Source organism: Streptomyces sp. NPDC001843 (assembly GCF_042891955.1).
Taxonomy (GTDB): domain Bacteria; phylum Actinomycetota; class Actinomycetes; order Streptomycetales; family Streptomycetaceae; genus Streptomyces.
In genome coordinates this window covers 234,159-247,742 of the sequence record NZ_JBIATQ010000008.1, presented here as the reverse complement: position 1 = coordinate 247,742, position 13,584 = coordinate 234,159, and the positions used below count along the sequence as shown (strand labels likewise).

The following is a 13,584-nucleotide window of genomic DNA, read 5'->3' as shown; positions in this document are numbered from 1 at the left end:
TAGGGCACAATTCGCTTTTGTCACCGGGGAGTTCCACGGCGACGGCCGGGCCCGCGAAGGGCTTGCCGGCCGTGCCGAGGGTCGTGGGGAAGGCGGACGTCGGGCGTGGCGGTGCAGCAGGCTGGGCAGGGCACGGACACGGGCGTGCACGCGGGCGGCTGCGCCTGCGGGGACTGTCCGCACGGGGCGCGTGAAGGGCACCGGCGGGCCGTCGCCGCCTTCCTGCTGAAACGCGACGAGTTCGCGGCCGGGCAGGGACTGCCGCCGGCGGTGGCCCACTCCGCCTCGGCGTCCCGGCAATGGGTCTCCGAGGAACTGACGCAGTCCGCCGAGGCGGTCGCCGAGCGCGGCCGGGCGGAGGGCGGGATCTGGCTGGCCCGGCTCTGGGTGCGCACCGCCTGGGCGGTGTGGACGGCCGTCGTGCTGTTGTTGCTGACCCAGTCGCTGACCGCGATCGGCGCGGGCTGGACCAGCTCCCGTACCGCCGGACTGCTCGCCGCGCTGGTGACGGCCGGCGCGCTGACCGCCGCCGCCTGGTTCCACCGGGCCCGCGGCGGGGTGCTGGCCCCGGTCATCGGCGAGGACCACCGAATGTCCACCTCCCGTACCGTGGCGGCCGTCTGGGTGCTGTTCCTGACCTACGCCGTACTGGTCCTGGCCGGCCGGCTGGCCGCCGCCTCGGGGCACGCCGAACGCGACATGCTGGTCTCCGGCCTCGCCCTCGCACGGGGAGCGGGCGTGGTGACCGTGCTCGCCGTGGTGTGCGTGATCGCGATGCTGGTCCGGCGGGTGGTCGGGACGCGGGTCGCGGCGCAGCGGCTGCAGAAGGTACGCGCCCACCGGCCGCGCGCGGCCGACCTGCTCACCGACGACGCCGGGCGAGGCAACTTCGCCGACATCCAGTACGTCGTCATCAACGCCGTCGCCCTGCTGTTCACCGCCGTACGGCTCGCCCGCCGCCCCGACCAGCTGCCCGACCTGCCGTGGGGACTGGCGGTGGTGGTGCTGGTGTCGGCGGCGACCTACCTGGCCGGCAAATACGCGGAGGGCGGCCGTCCGGTCATCCACTCCGTGGTCCGCGCCCGTGAGGTCGGCGACCTGGACGGCCCCATCCGCACCGGCGACGACATCGAGATCCGCGGCACCGGCTTCGTCCCGCCCGGCGCCCAGACCGCCGACCGCCTCTCCCGGATGGTGGTCCGCATCGGCGCGGTCAACGTTCACGTCCCCCTGGTCCCGGTCTCCGGCGGCTTCAGCAATCCCACGGACACCGTGCTGACCGTCCCCGTTCCGGCCGAGGTCGAGCCCGGCTCGGTGGAGGTCCAGATCGTGACGGCCGCCGGGGTGGCGACCAACCGGTGCGTGGTCGAGGTGACCGAATGACGGGGGCCCGGCCGCTCCGACTCCTCTGAGAAATCGGCAAAACGTGAGAGGCGGGATGAACTGCGTCGACCTGTCGTACGTATCGTCTAGTGAGGGCTCGGCACGGCGGGCGAGAGGCGGCTAGGGCGATGACTCACGGCATGCGAATGGACACGCGGAGCTCCTATCGTGAGAGCGGTGGCCGGGACTGGCGGGACGCCGCCACCCACTACGCGCTCCTTCCGCTGCGCGTCTTCCTCGGCGTCACTTTCATCTACGCCGGCCTCGACAAACTCACCAACAGCGCCTTCATGAAGTCCGGCGGCGCCGGCTCCATCGGCGACACCATGCGCTCCGTCCGCGACTCCTCGGCCATCCCGGCCCTGGTCGACCTGGCCCTGAAGAATCCCGTCGGCTTCGGCTACGGCATCGCCCTCGGCGAGCTGGCCGTCGGCATCGGCACCCTGATCGGCCTGCTCACCCGCCTCGCCGCACTCGGCGGCGCGCTGATCTCGCTCAGCCTGTGGCTGACGGTGAGCTGGGCCTCCGACCCGTACTACTACGGCAACGACCTCGCCTACCTGATGGCCTGGCTGCCACTCGTCCTCGCCGGTGCCCCGTACCTCTCCCTGGACGCCGCCTTGCGAGCGAGGCGACGACAGCGCACCGAAGACTTCCGCTAGACGATTCCGCTCCCGGGGATCTCCGCCGTGTCCGGAGTGCCGCCGCGGCCGCGTCGGCCGCGGCGGCTGCGTATCGCCCGCGTCAGGGCGGACACCGCGCCCGCCAGGAACAGCCCGACCACGACGACGGGTATGCCCGCGAACCACGGGGTGTCCCAGGCGCCGCCCGCGTCACCGGCGTACATCACGCCCACGACGGTGAGGACGAATCCCGCGACCAGCTTCCCCGGCTCGAACTCATGACGCAGCACGGGTGACCTCCACCTGTCCCACGCCCACCTGGACGTCGATGTCGAGTGTGCCGGTGCTCTTGCCGCCTGCCTTCGGCGGCAGCGTCACTTCCTTGTGCCTGCCCGGCTTCACGTCCACGTCCTTCCTGTAGTCCCCCGGCAACCGGATGTCGCCCACACCGACGTCGATGCTCATCCTCACGGTCACGTCCGCGGGGGCGATCACCTTCAGTTGTCCTGCGCCGACATCGGCCTCCGTCTTCACCGTCTCCCCCTTTCCCGGGTGCACCCGGCGCAGGTCCAGGGTTCCCATGCCCGTACCGAGGTCGTAGCCGGAGCGCACGTCGCTCGCGGTGGCCGGCGTCCACGACGTGCGTATCCAGTGCGTGGTGATGTTCTTGGGCAGTGCCGCCGCACCGACCAGCAGAGCCGCCGTCACGATCGCCAGGAACACCGAGCCGGCTCCCGTGCGCCCCAGGAAGGCGCTGACCGCGATACCGAGACCGGTGACGGCCAGCGCGCAGGCCAGTCCGGTCTGCAGGCTGATGGCGAGCGGGTGGTCCTCCCATGTGGCGCCGGTGCCCAGGCCCCCGGCCAGCAGCGCCAGAAGGAAGACCCAGCCGCCGACCCAGCGGGGGCCGCGTGGCCTGGCGGGCGCGGTGCGCCCGTCACGTATGCCTTCATAGGCGCTCCAGGTGTTGCCGCGGCCGATGTTGACCGCTGCCGCGACATCCCGGTCGCGCGCGTCACCGGGCCCCCACAGATAGCCGGTGCCGCCGACGTGCGTGCCGTCCTTGACGATCGGGTCGCGCCACCACGACGGATAGGAGGCGGCGACGGGCGGGGCCTGGGCCTCCGGAGGGGCGTCGGCGACGGCCTGCGCGGCCAGCGGATCGGGGTCGGTGGCGTCGCGTCGCTGTGACCAGTACCCGGCGCCTGCGAGAAGGAGGGAGAGGACCGCCGCGAAGGTGAGCACCCCGCCGTTCTTCAGCATGGTCAGAAAGACTCCGCATCCGACCAGCGCGAACAGCACGGCCGCCAGTGCCTGCCCGTCCACGCGGCCGGTCAGGAGCTTGCGGACCTCGTTCTCCCCGTCGTCCTCGTAGGGCACGAAGAGCCAGGCGAAACCGTAGAAAATGAGTCCGATCCCGCCGGACGCGGCCAGCACCGCCAGCGTGATCCGGAAGATCACGGGGTCCATGCCGGTGTGCCGCCCGAGTCCCGCGCACACGCCCGCGATCATCTTGTGCCGCCGGTCCCGGCGGAACCGGCCGGGGGCCTCGGCCGCGGCGGGCGCGGCATCCGTCGGCCCGGTGCCCCGGCTGGGGCGCGGGCCGGGGCCGGGTCCCGGACCCGTCGCGGCGTGGTGGTGATCCGTCATGTGTCCATGGTGACGGCCGGGGCACCGCGACGGCAGTCGGTACGACCCTGGACGAACCCTGAGATCGGCCCTGAGACGACGCCCGGGACCTGTTCGACGTCCGCTTTTCCGAAGATCAGGGCTCTCTCGGGGCTGGACCCTGATGCCTGGCTGCTCCGGCCGTGTGACCATCGTTGGCATGCCGGAAGCCGCAGCAGTGCCACTCGACGACCCGCGGCCCCTGCGCAAGCTCTACCGCAGCAGCGACGGCCGCTGGCTCGGTGGTGTGGCGCGGGGCCTCGCCGGGCACCTCGGGCTGCCCGTGATCTGGGTGCGGCTCGTCTTCGCGGGCCTGTTCCTGGCCGACGGCCTCGGCGCGCTGCTGTACGCGGCGTTCTGGTTCTTCGTCCCGCTCGGCGTCGGCGGTGTCGGCGGCCAGAAGCCGCCGTCCCTGGTCGGTACAGAGACGGCGCCGGACGGCCGCCGCAGGCTCGTCACCCGCAGACCGGACCGGGGGCAGATCGTCGCCCTGCTGCTCATGGTCGTCGTGGCCGTGGTCTTCGTCGGCAGCGTCGATCTCGGCAGCGCCGCCCAGGCGTATCTCATCCCCGCGGTCCTCGTCGGCGCGGGCGTCGCCCTCGTCTGGCGCCAGGCGGACAACGCCCGCCGGGCCCGCTGGGTCGAGGTCGGCAGACGGCGCCGCACCCTCACTCTCCTGCGCGCGGTCGCAGGCGTGCTGCTCGTCACCGCCGGCGTCTCCGGCATGTTCGTGCTGCAGGGCTCCGCCGCCCACCTCGGCTCCGTACTGCAGGCCGCCCTCGCGGTCCTCGTCGGCATAACCCTGCTCGCCGGCCCCTACCTCGTCCGCATGACCCAGGACCTCTCCGAGGAACGGCTGATGCGCATCCGCGCGCAGGAGCGAGCCGAGGTCGCCGCGCACGTCCACGACTCCGTGCTGCACACCCTGACCCTGATCCAGCGCAACGCGGAGAACGTGGGCGAGGTGCGCCGCCTGGCCCGCGCCCAGGAGCGCGACCTGCGCGCCTGGCTGTACAAGCCCGAGGGCAACGGCAAGGACGAGGCCGACGAACCGGCGACCCTCGCCGAGGCGGTGAAGCGCAACGCCGCCGAGGTGGAGGACAAGCACGGCGTCCCCATCGAGGTCGTCGTGGTCGGCGACTGCCCGCTCGACGAACGGATCGGCGCCCAAATGCAGGCCGGGCGTGAAGCGATGGTGAACGCCGCCAAGTACGGTGGCGAGGGTGGCGCCGTGCAGGTCTACGCGGAAGTCGAGGGCAGGACGGTGTTCGTGTCCGTCCGTGACCGCGGCCCGGGCTTCGACCTCGATTCGATACCCGCCGACCGCATGGGTGTCAGAGAATCGATCATCGGCCGCATGGAGCGCAACGGCGGCACGGCCCGGCTGCGGGCGGTGCCGGACGGCGGCACGGAGGTCGAGTTGGAGATGGAGAGGGCGGAGAACACGTCATGAGCGACGCGACCGAGGCGAACGACACGGCGGGGGCGGCGGCGGGGGAGCGCCGGGTGCGCGTGGTCCTCGTCGACGACCACCGTATGTTCCGTACGGGTGTGCAGGCCGAGATCGGCCGGACCGAGGAGACCGGCGTCGAGGTCGTCGGCGAGGCCGCCGACGTCGACCAGGCGGTCACGGTGATCACGGCGACCCGGCCCGAGGTGGTCCTCCTCGACGTCCACCTCCCCGGCGGAGGCGGGGTCGAAGTGCTGCGCCGCTGCGCCCCCTTGATGGCCGACGCCGAGCGGCCGGTCCGCTTCCTCGCCCTGTCCGTCTCGGACGCGGCGGAGGACGTGATCGGCGTGATCCGCGGCGGCGCCCGCGGGTACGTCACCAAGACGATCACCGGCACGGACCTCGTCGACTCCGTCTTCCGGGTCCAGGACGGCGACGCGGTCTTCTCCCCGCGGCTGGCCGGCTTCGTCCTCGACGCCTTCGCCTCCACCGACGCCCCGCCGGTCGACGAGGACCTCGACCGCCTCACCCAGCGCGAACGGGAGGTCCTGCGCCTCATCGCCCGCGGCTACGCCTACAAGGAGATCGCCAAGCAGCTGTTCATCTCCGTCAAGACGGTCGAGTCCCATGTGTCGGCGGTCCTGAGGAAGCTGCAGCTGTCCAATCGGCACGAGCTGACGCGTTGGGCGACGGCACGTCGGCTGGTGTGACGAAGCCCTGACCGTACGGACAGAGTGACCGGTGATCAAGCCCGGCTACTCTGCTGATCTGGCGTTCCTGCGATTGTTGGCATTGAAGCGCGCCTTCTTCTGACGGTTCCCGCACGTGTTCATGTCGCACCATCTGCGGGTGCGGCTCTGACTGGTGTCGAAGAAGGCGGCTTGGCAGGTCGGCGATGCGCAGAGGGCCAGTTTTCCGTCTCGTTCGCCCGCGAGGATGCTGATCGCGTCGGCGGCGATGACGCCCAGGGCATCCTCCACGGCGGAAGCCGAGCTGAGCCGCCATTGACGAGTGCCCTCGGGCGTCAAGATGGCCGCGGCCCGACCCTGAGCGCTGCAGTCATTGATGACCTGGACAGCAGGCCCAGGGAGAGGGTCTTGGCGCGCGGCCGCTGTCGCGGCGGCGTGAATCGATTCCCTCAGCTCCCAAGCGCGTTCGAGCTGGGCGGTGGTGCAGGACTCCACGGCGAGGCCGCTCACCGCCAGCCAGTCGACGAGTCGGTTCGGCGTGGGGATGCGCTCCACGGCGTCGCCATGACGCTCTGACCGGGTCCCCGTGAAGCTGGTCGCCAGCACCTTGCCGAGACGGAAGTCAGGAAACCGAGCACTCATGGAACCACCTTAGCCGGTTGTACGCCGATAGCGGTACGTGTTAGAACCGTCTTAGCCGGTTCCATCGACGACCGGGAGGTCTCATGTCCATGCACTGGTGCGTCACCGACGCTGCGGCCGCTCACCCCGACGGGGGCATTTCATGAACCGTCAGCCCAGCGACGTGCAGGCTTTTGAAGCGCACGCAACCGATACCGAGCTCGACGACCTGCGGGCGCGACTGGCCGCAGCACGGCTGCCGGAAGCCGAGACGGTCCACCGCGCCGCGCCTGACCCTCGCCGATGGGAACAGGGCGTTCCTCTTGCCGACCTCGAGGACGTCGTGCACTACTGGCGCACCGGGTACGACTGGCGGTCGTTCGAAGCGCGCCTCAACCAGATCGGCCAGTACCGCACGACCATTGACGGTCTGGGAATCCACTTCCTGCACCGCCGATCCGCGCGTGCGGATGCCACTCCTCTGATCTTGACGCACGGCTGGCCGGGCAGCATCGCCGAGTTCGTCGACGTAGTGGACGAGCTGGCGGATCCGAAGGATGCGAACGCGCCGGCGTTCCACGTCGTGGTCCCGTCGCTGCCAGGCTTCGGCTTCAGCGACAAGCCGGTCACCACCGGGTGGGGAATCGAGAAGATCGCGGCCGCCTGGGTGGAGCTGATGGGGAGGCTCGGCTACGGCAAGTTCGTGGCACACGGCGGCGACTGGGGCGGTGTGATCACCACGGTCCTCGGCGGCAGGTTCCCGGACCACGTTCTCGGCATCCACACAACGACCGCGCAGGCACCGCCCGGGTTGACAACGGACGGGCTGACGGCGGCCGAGCGCAAATGGACCGAGGAGACCCGCGACTTCTGGCGCCACCACGCGGCGTACGCGAAGCAGCAGGCGACCCGGCCGCAGACCATCGGATACTCGCTCGTCGACTCACCGGTCGGGCTTCTCGCCTGGATCCTCGACAAGTTCGCGGAGTGGACGGATACCGAGGACAGCCCGTTCGAGACGATTTCCATGGACCGCGTTCTCGACGACGTCACCCTGTACTGGCTGACGCGGACCGGCGCATCGTCAGCCCGCATCTACTACGAAAGCCACAACTCGCTCGACCCCGAACTCCGGGTCGACGTCCCGTCGGCGATCAGTGTGTACCCGCGCGACATCGAGAAGTGTCCGCGCGCCTGGGCACAGGAGCGGTTCCGGCAGATCGTCCGATGGAGGGCACCTGAGGCCGGGGGACATTTCCCGTCGCTGGAGGTCCCGGGGTATTTCGTCAAGGATCTGCAAGAGGGCCTCGCGGCAGTGCTGGCCGGCTGACTGGTGGGCGACGGCGCGTCGGCTGGTGTGAGCGTCCGGGGACGGACCGAGCCGGGTGTCAGCGTGGGCGGAAGAGGTAGGCGAGGTTGAGGACCACCAGTCCGGCCCAGGAGATGAGCAGTGCGGTGGTCCCGCCGGGAGTGAAGGCTGTTGCGACGGTGCCGAGGATCAGCGAGAGCAACAGGACCCTCAGCTCCGCCCTTCGGCCGCGGGCCATGGCACGCTGAAGAGGGCCGGGCTCCGCCAGCCGCTCGGCGAACAGCTCGTCGAACGACTCGGCGACGCGATCGTCGATCCGGTCCCCGAACCGTTCGACGAACAGGTCCACGATGGCGTTCTCGCTGTCGCCTTGCGGGCGCTCGACGGGCTTGGGCTGCTCCGCCGGTGCCGGGGGTTGCTCGGTCATCGTGGACTCCTCGGGAGGTGTGGGCGGGGGCGTGCGGCCGCACCCGCAGTGACATCGGGGCGGGGATGGTGGGGCGGATGATCGAAACGGCTGGGGAAGCCGGGGCGGCAGGAAGCGGTGGCCAGCACGACGCACAAGGCCGCCATCGGTAGTTCCGCGCCGGCGGCCATCGCGATCGCGCCGGCGAGTTCAGCTCCGGGGGCGGAGGTGACGATGTCGAACCAGGCGTCGACGATCAGCAGTGCGGCGGTTGCCGCCGCGGCGAGCGGGTGCCGAGGATCCCGGCGCAGCAGCAGTACTCCGGTGACGGTGAGGCCCAGGGCCTCCAGGGCATCCAACCCCACCCATGCGGCCGACCAGTGCGGGACGCTGGGCGTGGCGGGCAGCGCGGCCGCCAGCACCAGCAGCCAGGGCAGCATCGCGAGGCCGCACCCGATCAACGCGATGCCGGGCCACCGCGTGGCCACTCCCCGCCGGCTTGTTTCGGAAGGGCGCGTCCGCGATGGGGAGCCGTCGGCGCGTCCGTGGCGCCACGGACCGCCGAATTCGACGAGGGCCATGGGATCGCGTCTCCTCTCAGATGCGGGCTTGTGTGTCTTACATGGCCAAGCCTTCCGGTGATGGGCGCGCGCGTCGGTAACGCGAAGGTCCGACTTGGGGGTGGCACTGGCTTCACCATCGATCCGGATGCTCGGTGCATGGCAAGTCCGTCACCTGGTGATCTACCGTCGAGCCATGAGGAGCTCCCAGCCGCTGCGACGCGCTTTTCTTCGAGCGCGACGGGACACCGGCTTCGTGGCAGCCGGGATTCCGCTGCACCTTGCCCTGACTTCGCTGTGGGTCTGGGGTGTGACGATCGTCGTGAAGGCGAACGCGTGGGCTCTTGTCCCGGTACCGTTCGCGCTGTTCCTCGTCGGCGTTCCGACGCTCACCGTTGTTCAACGACACCGTTATCGAGCGTTACTCGGTGTGGACATCCCCCGGCTGACGCTGACGCCGACGCCGGAACGATGGTGGCCGAGGCATGCCCTGCGGTGGCTGTCCTCCACCCAGACTTGGCGGCAGGTCGGCTACCACCTGCTGCTCGGGCCGTTGCTGGCTGCTCTGGAACTGCTGGTGCTCGCGGCGTGGGCCGTGGCGGTGGCGGGTGTCACCGACTTCGGGTGGGCCTGGGCGCTGCCGGGGGACGAAATGACCCAGGCGATGGTCTTCACCCCCTGCGGCGTCGTGCTGCTGTGCAGCGCGCCCTGGCTGGCCGGGGTGACGGCCCGCGCCGAGACCCGACTCGCGCTCCCGCTGCTCGGGCCGAGCCGGAACCAGCAGCTTCAGCAGCGTGTCGAGCACCTGGCCGAGAGCCGCACCGACCTGATCGAAGCCGTCGACACCGAGCGCCGCCGCATCGAACGCGATCTCCACGACGGGACCCAGCAACGCCTGGTCTCCCTCGCGGTCAATCTTGGACTGGCCAGGGCCACCCTCACCGACCTGCCGGACGACGCCCGCACCGTGATCGACGAGGCGCACCGCGAGGCGAAGGAGGCCATCGCCGAACTCAACGACCTCGTCCGCGGGTTGCATCCCGCCGTCCTCGAAGACCGCGGGCTGGACGCGGCGCTGTCCGGTCTGACCGCCCGGGTACCGTTGCCGGTACGCCTACGCGTCGACATCGGAGAGCGAGCAGCGCCCGTCGTGGAGTCCGTCGCCTATTTCGTGGTCTCCGAGGCGCTGACCAACGTAACCAAGCACGCCCGTGCCACTCGCGCGGGGGTGACCGTCGAACGGATCGGGAAGGTGCTGCGCGTGAACGTCACCGACGACGGGATCGGTGGCGCCGACGCCGCAGCCGGCAGCGGGCTCGGCGGACTGGCGAAACGCGTCGGCTCCGTCGATGGATCGTTCCGCGTCAGCAGCCCCGTCGGGGGCCCGACCATCATCACCGCGGAGCTGCCGTGCGCGCTGTGATCGCCGAGGACTCGGTGCTGCTGCGCGTGGGGCTCGTCAAGGTGCTCGAGATGGCCGGCTTCGAGATCGCAGCCGACGTGGGTGACGCGGACGCCCTGTTGACCGCGGTCGAGCAGCACCGGCCCCGACTCGCCCTGGTCGACGTCCGCATGCCACCGGGCTTCACCGACGAGGGAGTGCGCGCCGCGCTGGTGATCCGCCGCCAGTGGCCCCGGACGGCGGTGGTCCTTCTCTCCCAGTACGTGGAGGAGCGGTACGCGGCCGATCTGCTGACCGCCCACACCAGCGGGGTCGGCTATCTGCTCAAGCAACGCGTCGCCGACGTGGAGGAGTTCATCGCCGCGGTACGGCGGGTCGCGGACGGCGGCACGGCGCTGGATCCCGAGGTCATCGCCCAGTTGCTGCTGCGCCGCCACAGCGACCCGTTGGAGCGGCTGACACCGCGTGAACGGGAGGTGCTGGCGCTGATGGCGGAGGGACGCTCCAACGCGGGGATCGCCGAGGCGCTGGTGGTCAGCGACAGCGCGGTCGCCAAGCACATCAACAACATCTTCGCCAAACTCGACCTGCCCGCCGCCGACGCCGACCACCGGCGCGTCCTCGCCGTGCTGAGATTCCTCGGGATCTCCCCGAACTGACCGGCTACGGGCGAGGGGTGATGGCAAGTACGAACCACACCTCCTTGCCGATGCCTTGCTCCCTGATGGCCGCGCCCCAGTCGTCCGCCAGCGCCGCCACCAGGGCGAGGCCGCGGCCCGACTCGTCGTCCGGGGATGCCTTGCCGGGCGTCGGGAGCGTGTCGCTCGCGTCCGTCACCGTGACGCGGAGGCGGTCCTCCACGACCGCGCAGCGGGCCCAGATCTCGCGGTGGGCCGGGGCCTTCGCGTGGCGGTACGCGTTCGTCATCAGCTCGCTCAGGAGGAGTTCCGCCGTGTCCGTCACTTCCTGGGGCAGCCCCCAGGACGCCGCCTGTTCGCGGAGCAGTGCGCGCGCCCTGCCCACGCTTCGTGCGTGACGCGGCAGGCGCCACTCGATGTCCTTCGGGGCGGCCGTCGTGGACGGCAGGGGCCACGTCTGCATGCGCTGTTCATCCCTTGCGTGGAAGTTCTGACGTTCTGCCAGATCACGGTCCCGGGGCGTGCGTAGCCTCGCGAGTAACGGCATGGGTACGGTGAGTGGTGTACCCGGCGTGGATCCCGCGGAGGTATGCGTGTCGACCGAGGTCAACTCCCAGCCGCCGACCGCCTGGCGGTACTGCGGCAGCCAGATCAAACTGTGGCGTGCGGACGCCGGCGTCGGGCGGGAGGCACTGGCCAAGGAGGCCGGTTACGACTACGAGTACGTCAAGTCCATGGAGAACGGCCGCCGTCGGCCCACCTTGCGGCTACTGCAGATCGCCGACCAGGTGTGCGGGGCGGGCGGGAAGCTGGTTGCGGCGCAGGAGTATTTGAAGCCGGAGCCGTTCCCGGCGCGGTCGCAGGAGTTCATGGCCATCGAGGCCGAGGCCATCAGCTTCTCCTGTTACGAGCCGCTGCTGATTCCGGGCTTGTTGCAGACGGAGGCGTATGCACAAGCTCTGATCGGGGGCAGCTGTCCGCCGCTTGACGATGAGACCGTGGCTGAACGCGTCGCTGCCCGGCTACGCAGGGCTGAAGCGTTGAGGCGCAGGACGGGCGTGATGTACGGCTTCCTCATCTACGAGGCAGCGCTTCATACTGGGGTTGGCGGGCCGGAGGTCATGCAAGCTCAGTTGCGGCACCTGCTGGAGATCGGCGGCCTCCGCAATGTGTCGATCCAGATCTTGCCATTCGGGCGCTGCGGCGGAGTTGCGCTTAACGGCCCGGTCGTGTTGCTGGAGACTGAAGAGCACGAGCTCTACGCGTTCGCGGAGGGGCAGGGGACGAGTGCCCTGTATGTGAACCCGAGCAAGGTAAGTCAGCTGACACGTAGGCATGACATGATCCGCATGCATGCGCTCAGCGTTGAGGAGTCTGCCGAATTCATCAGAGGGGTGGCGGAGAAGCAGTGAGCGACCGGCTCGCATGGTTTAAGTCCAGCTACAGCGACAGTGAGGGGAGTAACTGCCTCGAAGCCGCCTTTGACTGGCGTAAGTCCAGCTACAGCGGCACTGAAGGCGGCAACTGCCTCGAAATCGCCTCTTGCCCCCACACCATCCACGTCCGGGACTCGAAGCTCGGCCCCGACAGCCCCCGCTTCACGGTCACCGGCCCCGCCTGGACCGCGTTCATCGCGTCAGCGACCGTCACGCCACCCGCGTAGCCCCCGCGAACGGCATCTCGTCGACAGACGCCAGCCGCACCGGCGCGGACGGGTTCGGGGCGTGGATCATCTGGCCGTTGCCCACGTAGATGCCGACATGGCTGATGCCGGAGTAGAAGAACACCAAATCACCCGGGGCGAGTTCGGACCGTGAGACACGGCGGCCCGCGTTGATCTGGGCGTACGTCGTGCGGGGCAGGGAGATGCCGGCGGAGCGGTAGGCGGCCTGGGCCAGGCCCGAGCAGTCGAAGGCGTTCGGGCCGGTCGCGCCCCATACGTAGGGGCTGCCGAGTTTCTGGTAGGCGTACGCGACGGCCGCCGCGGCACGTGAGTTGGAGGCCCGGGTGTGCGGGGCCGGCCGCGAGGCGTGCTCGGCAGGGGGCGGCACACGGTCCTGCGGGGACAGACGTGACAGCAGCCGCCTCGCCTCGGCCAGTTTCGCCGTCACCGTCTCCTTCCGCCGCTTCAGCTCCGCCTGGCTGGATCTGAGGGACGCCAGCTCGACGTGGGCGGCGCCGCGCAGTTGTTCGATCTCCCGTAGGTGCTTGCGTACCCGTGTCACCGCCTGGGCCTGCCGGTCGCCGGCGCGTTCGGCGAACTCGGCGCCCTCCAGGTACTGGTCGGGATCATCGGACAATGCCAACTGCAGAGCGGGGTCGATCCCACCGGCGCGGTACTGCGCCGTGGCGATCGAACCGAGCGCATCGCGGGCCGTGTTCAGCTTCTGCTGCTTGCGGGCGGCCTCGTCCCGCAAGGTGTTCAGCCGCTGCTGGGCCGTGTCGGCCTTCTCCTTCACGCCGTTGTACTTCTCGGTGGCGGCCTCCGCCTGCTGGTACAGCCTGTCCACCCTGGCCCTGACCTGGGCCGGTGTCAGCCGCGGCGCCGCGTGCCCGGTTCCGTCGAAGCCCGCCGCGGTCGCCGCGCCCGCCAGGGCGATGGTGGCCGCCGTCCGGGCGGTGTTGCTGCTGAGCGGGCGCTGTCTGGGCTTGCGGTGCGCTGACACCTGGACCGTTCACGTCCTCTCGTACGACCGTCGACCCGCCCGTGGGGAGCGGTTCACGCGTCCGGCGACGACCCGCGCGGGGCCGCCGCCGGACCTTCTCGGCGGTGGTGCCCGACTGCCGCCCCTGGCCCGGGCGGCGGTGGGGAGCCGGTCACCTGGTGGAGGACGC

General features: G+C 70.4%; 16 protein-coding genes. 9 read left to right on the top strand and 7 right to left on the bottom strand.

The window, feature by feature from the left end; all coding sequences use genetic code 11:
• The first annotated feature begins 105 nt into the window (after positions 1–105).
• Both ACFYZQ_RS21770 and ACFYZQ_RS21765 read left to right on the top strand, forming a co-directional pair.
• On the top strand, positions 106–1,383 hold the full coding sequence (locus tag ACFYZQ_RS21770) for an IPT/TIG domain-containing protein (RefSeq protein WP_389150099.1): 1,278 nt from the start codon (positions 106–108) through the stop codon (positions 1,381–1,383).
• 128 nt (positions 1,384–1,511) lie between these two features.
• Positions 1,512–2,045, top strand: coding sequence for a DoxX family protein (locus ACFYZQ_RS21765; RefSeq protein WP_389150096.1), 534 nt, complete (start codon positions 1,512–1,514; stop codon positions 2,043–2,045).
• Here ACFYZQ_RS21765 and ACFYZQ_RS21760 read toward each other — a convergent pair.
• Both ACFYZQ_RS21760 and ACFYZQ_RS21755 read right to left on the bottom strand, forming a co-directional pair.
• A complete protein-coding gene (locus ACFYZQ_RS21760; RefSeq protein WP_389150093.1) occupies positions 2,042–2,296 on the bottom strand; it encodes a hypothetical protein in 255 nt (84 codons plus the stop codon). The two genes, ACFYZQ_RS21765 and ACFYZQ_RS21760, sit on opposite strands and share 4 nt — an antisense overlap.
• Positions 2,283–3,656 (bottom strand): PspC domain-containing protein, encoded by a 1,374-nt coding sequence (locus ACFYZQ_RS21755; protein ID WP_389150091.1) that lies wholly within the window; start codon positions 3,654–3,656, stop codon positions 2,283–2,285. Before ACFYZQ_RS21755 ends, ACFYZQ_RS21760 begins: the two co-directional genes overlap by 14 nt.
• A 178-nt stretch (positions 3,657–3,834) precedes the next feature.
• Between ACFYZQ_RS21755 and ACFYZQ_RS21750 the strand changes: the two genes are divergently transcribed.
• Together ACFYZQ_RS21750 and ACFYZQ_RS21745 are read left to right on the top strand one after the other, a co-directional pair.
• The gene (locus ACFYZQ_RS21750) at positions 3,835–5,127 is read left to right on the top strand and encodes a PspC domain-containing protein (protein WP_389150088.1); all 1,293 of its coding nucleotides are present in this window, start codon (positions 3,835–3,837) and stop codon (positions 5,125–5,127) included.
• Positions 5,124–5,834: a LuxR C-terminal-related transcriptional regulator gene (locus ACFYZQ_RS21745; RefSeq protein ID WP_388791684.1), complete on the top strand. Its 711-nt coding sequence runs from the start codon at positions 5,124–5,126 to the stop codon at positions 5,832–5,834. Before ACFYZQ_RS21750 ends, ACFYZQ_RS21745 begins: the two co-directional genes overlap by 4 nt.
• Positions 5,835–5,879: 45 nt before the next feature.
• Here ACFYZQ_RS21745 and ACFYZQ_RS21740 read toward each other — a convergent pair whose 3' ends face one another.
• A complete protein-coding gene (locus tag ACFYZQ_RS21740; protein ID WP_389150086.1) occupies positions 5,880–6,455 on the bottom strand; it encodes a CGNR zinc finger domain-containing protein in 576 nt (191 codons plus the stop codon).
• 142 nt (positions 6,456–6,597) lie between these two features.
• Here ACFYZQ_RS21740 and ACFYZQ_RS21735 point away from each other — a divergent pair, with 142 nt between their 5' ends.
• The gene (locus ACFYZQ_RS21735; protein ID WP_389150083.1) at positions 6,598–7,764 is read left to right on the top strand and encodes an epoxide hydrolase family protein; all 1,167 of its coding nucleotides are present in this window, start codon (positions 6,598–6,600) and stop codon (positions 7,762–7,764) included.
• Positions 7,765–7,822: 58 nt separating this feature from the next.
• Here ACFYZQ_RS21735 and ACFYZQ_RS21730 read toward each other — a convergent pair whose 3' ends face one another.
• On the bottom strand, positions 7,823–8,170 hold the full coding sequence (locus ACFYZQ_RS21730; protein WP_389150080.1) for a hypothetical protein: 348 nt from the start codon (positions 8,168–8,170) through the stop codon (positions 7,823–7,825).
• Positions 8,167–8,637 (bottom strand): hypothetical protein, encoded by a 471-nt coding sequence (locus tag ACFYZQ_RS21725; protein WP_389150077.1) that lies wholly within the window; start codon positions 8,635–8,637, stop codon positions 8,167–8,169. Before ACFYZQ_RS21725 ends, ACFYZQ_RS21730 begins: the two co-directional genes overlap by 4 nt.
• A gap of 268 nt (positions 8,638–8,905) precedes the next feature.
• Here ACFYZQ_RS21725 and ACFYZQ_RS21720 point away from each other — a divergent pair, with 268 nt between their 5' ends.
• Entirely contained in the window at positions 8,906–10,132 is a 1,227-nt protein-coding gene (locus ACFYZQ_RS21720; RefSeq protein ID WP_389150074.1) for a histidine kinase, read from the top strand.
• Positions 10,120–10,770 carry a LuxR C-terminal-related transcriptional regulator gene (locus tag ACFYZQ_RS21715; RefSeq protein WP_389150072.1) on the top strand — a complete coding sequence of 217 codons (651 nt, stop codon included), beginning with the start codon at positions 10,120–10,122 and terminating at the stop codon, positions 10,768–10,770. Before ACFYZQ_RS21720 ends, ACFYZQ_RS21715 begins: the two co-directional genes overlap by 13 nt.
• A 4-nt stretch (positions 10,771–10,774) precedes the next feature.
• On the opposite strand, the gene ACFYZQ_RS21710 is transcribed toward ACFYZQ_RS21715, so the two are convergent.
• Positions 10,775–11,212 (bottom strand): ATP-binding protein, encoded by a 438-nt coding sequence (locus tag ACFYZQ_RS21710; protein WP_389150069.1) that lies wholly within the window; start codon positions 11,210–11,212, stop codon positions 10,775–10,777.
• A gap of 130 nt (positions 11,213–11,342) precedes the next feature.
• Here ACFYZQ_RS21710 and ACFYZQ_RS21705 point away from each other — a divergent pair, with 130 nt between their 5' ends.
• Both ACFYZQ_RS21705 and ACFYZQ_RS21700 read left to right on the top strand, forming a co-directional pair.
• Positions 11,343–12,161: a helix-turn-helix domain-containing protein gene (locus ACFYZQ_RS21705; RefSeq protein WP_389150066.1), complete on the top strand. Its 819-nt coding sequence runs from the start codon at positions 11,343–11,345 to the stop codon at positions 12,159–12,161.
• Positions 12,158–12,412 carry a DUF397 domain-containing protein gene (locus ACFYZQ_RS21700; protein WP_389150064.1) on the top strand — a complete coding sequence of 85 codons (255 nt, stop codon included), beginning with the start codon at positions 12,158–12,160 and terminating at the stop codon, positions 12,410–12,412. Before ACFYZQ_RS21705 ends, ACFYZQ_RS21700 begins: the two co-directional genes overlap by 4 nt.
• Here ACFYZQ_RS21700 and ACFYZQ_RS21695 read toward each other — a convergent pair.
• On the bottom strand, positions 12,396–13,415 hold the full coding sequence (locus ACFYZQ_RS21695) for an NlpC/P60 family protein (protein ID WP_389150062.1): 1,020 nt from the start codon (positions 13,413–13,415) through the stop codon (positions 12,396–12,398). The two genes, ACFYZQ_RS21700 and ACFYZQ_RS21695, sit on opposite strands and share 17 nt — an antisense overlap.
• Positions 13,416–13,584: the final 169 nt, after the last annotated feature.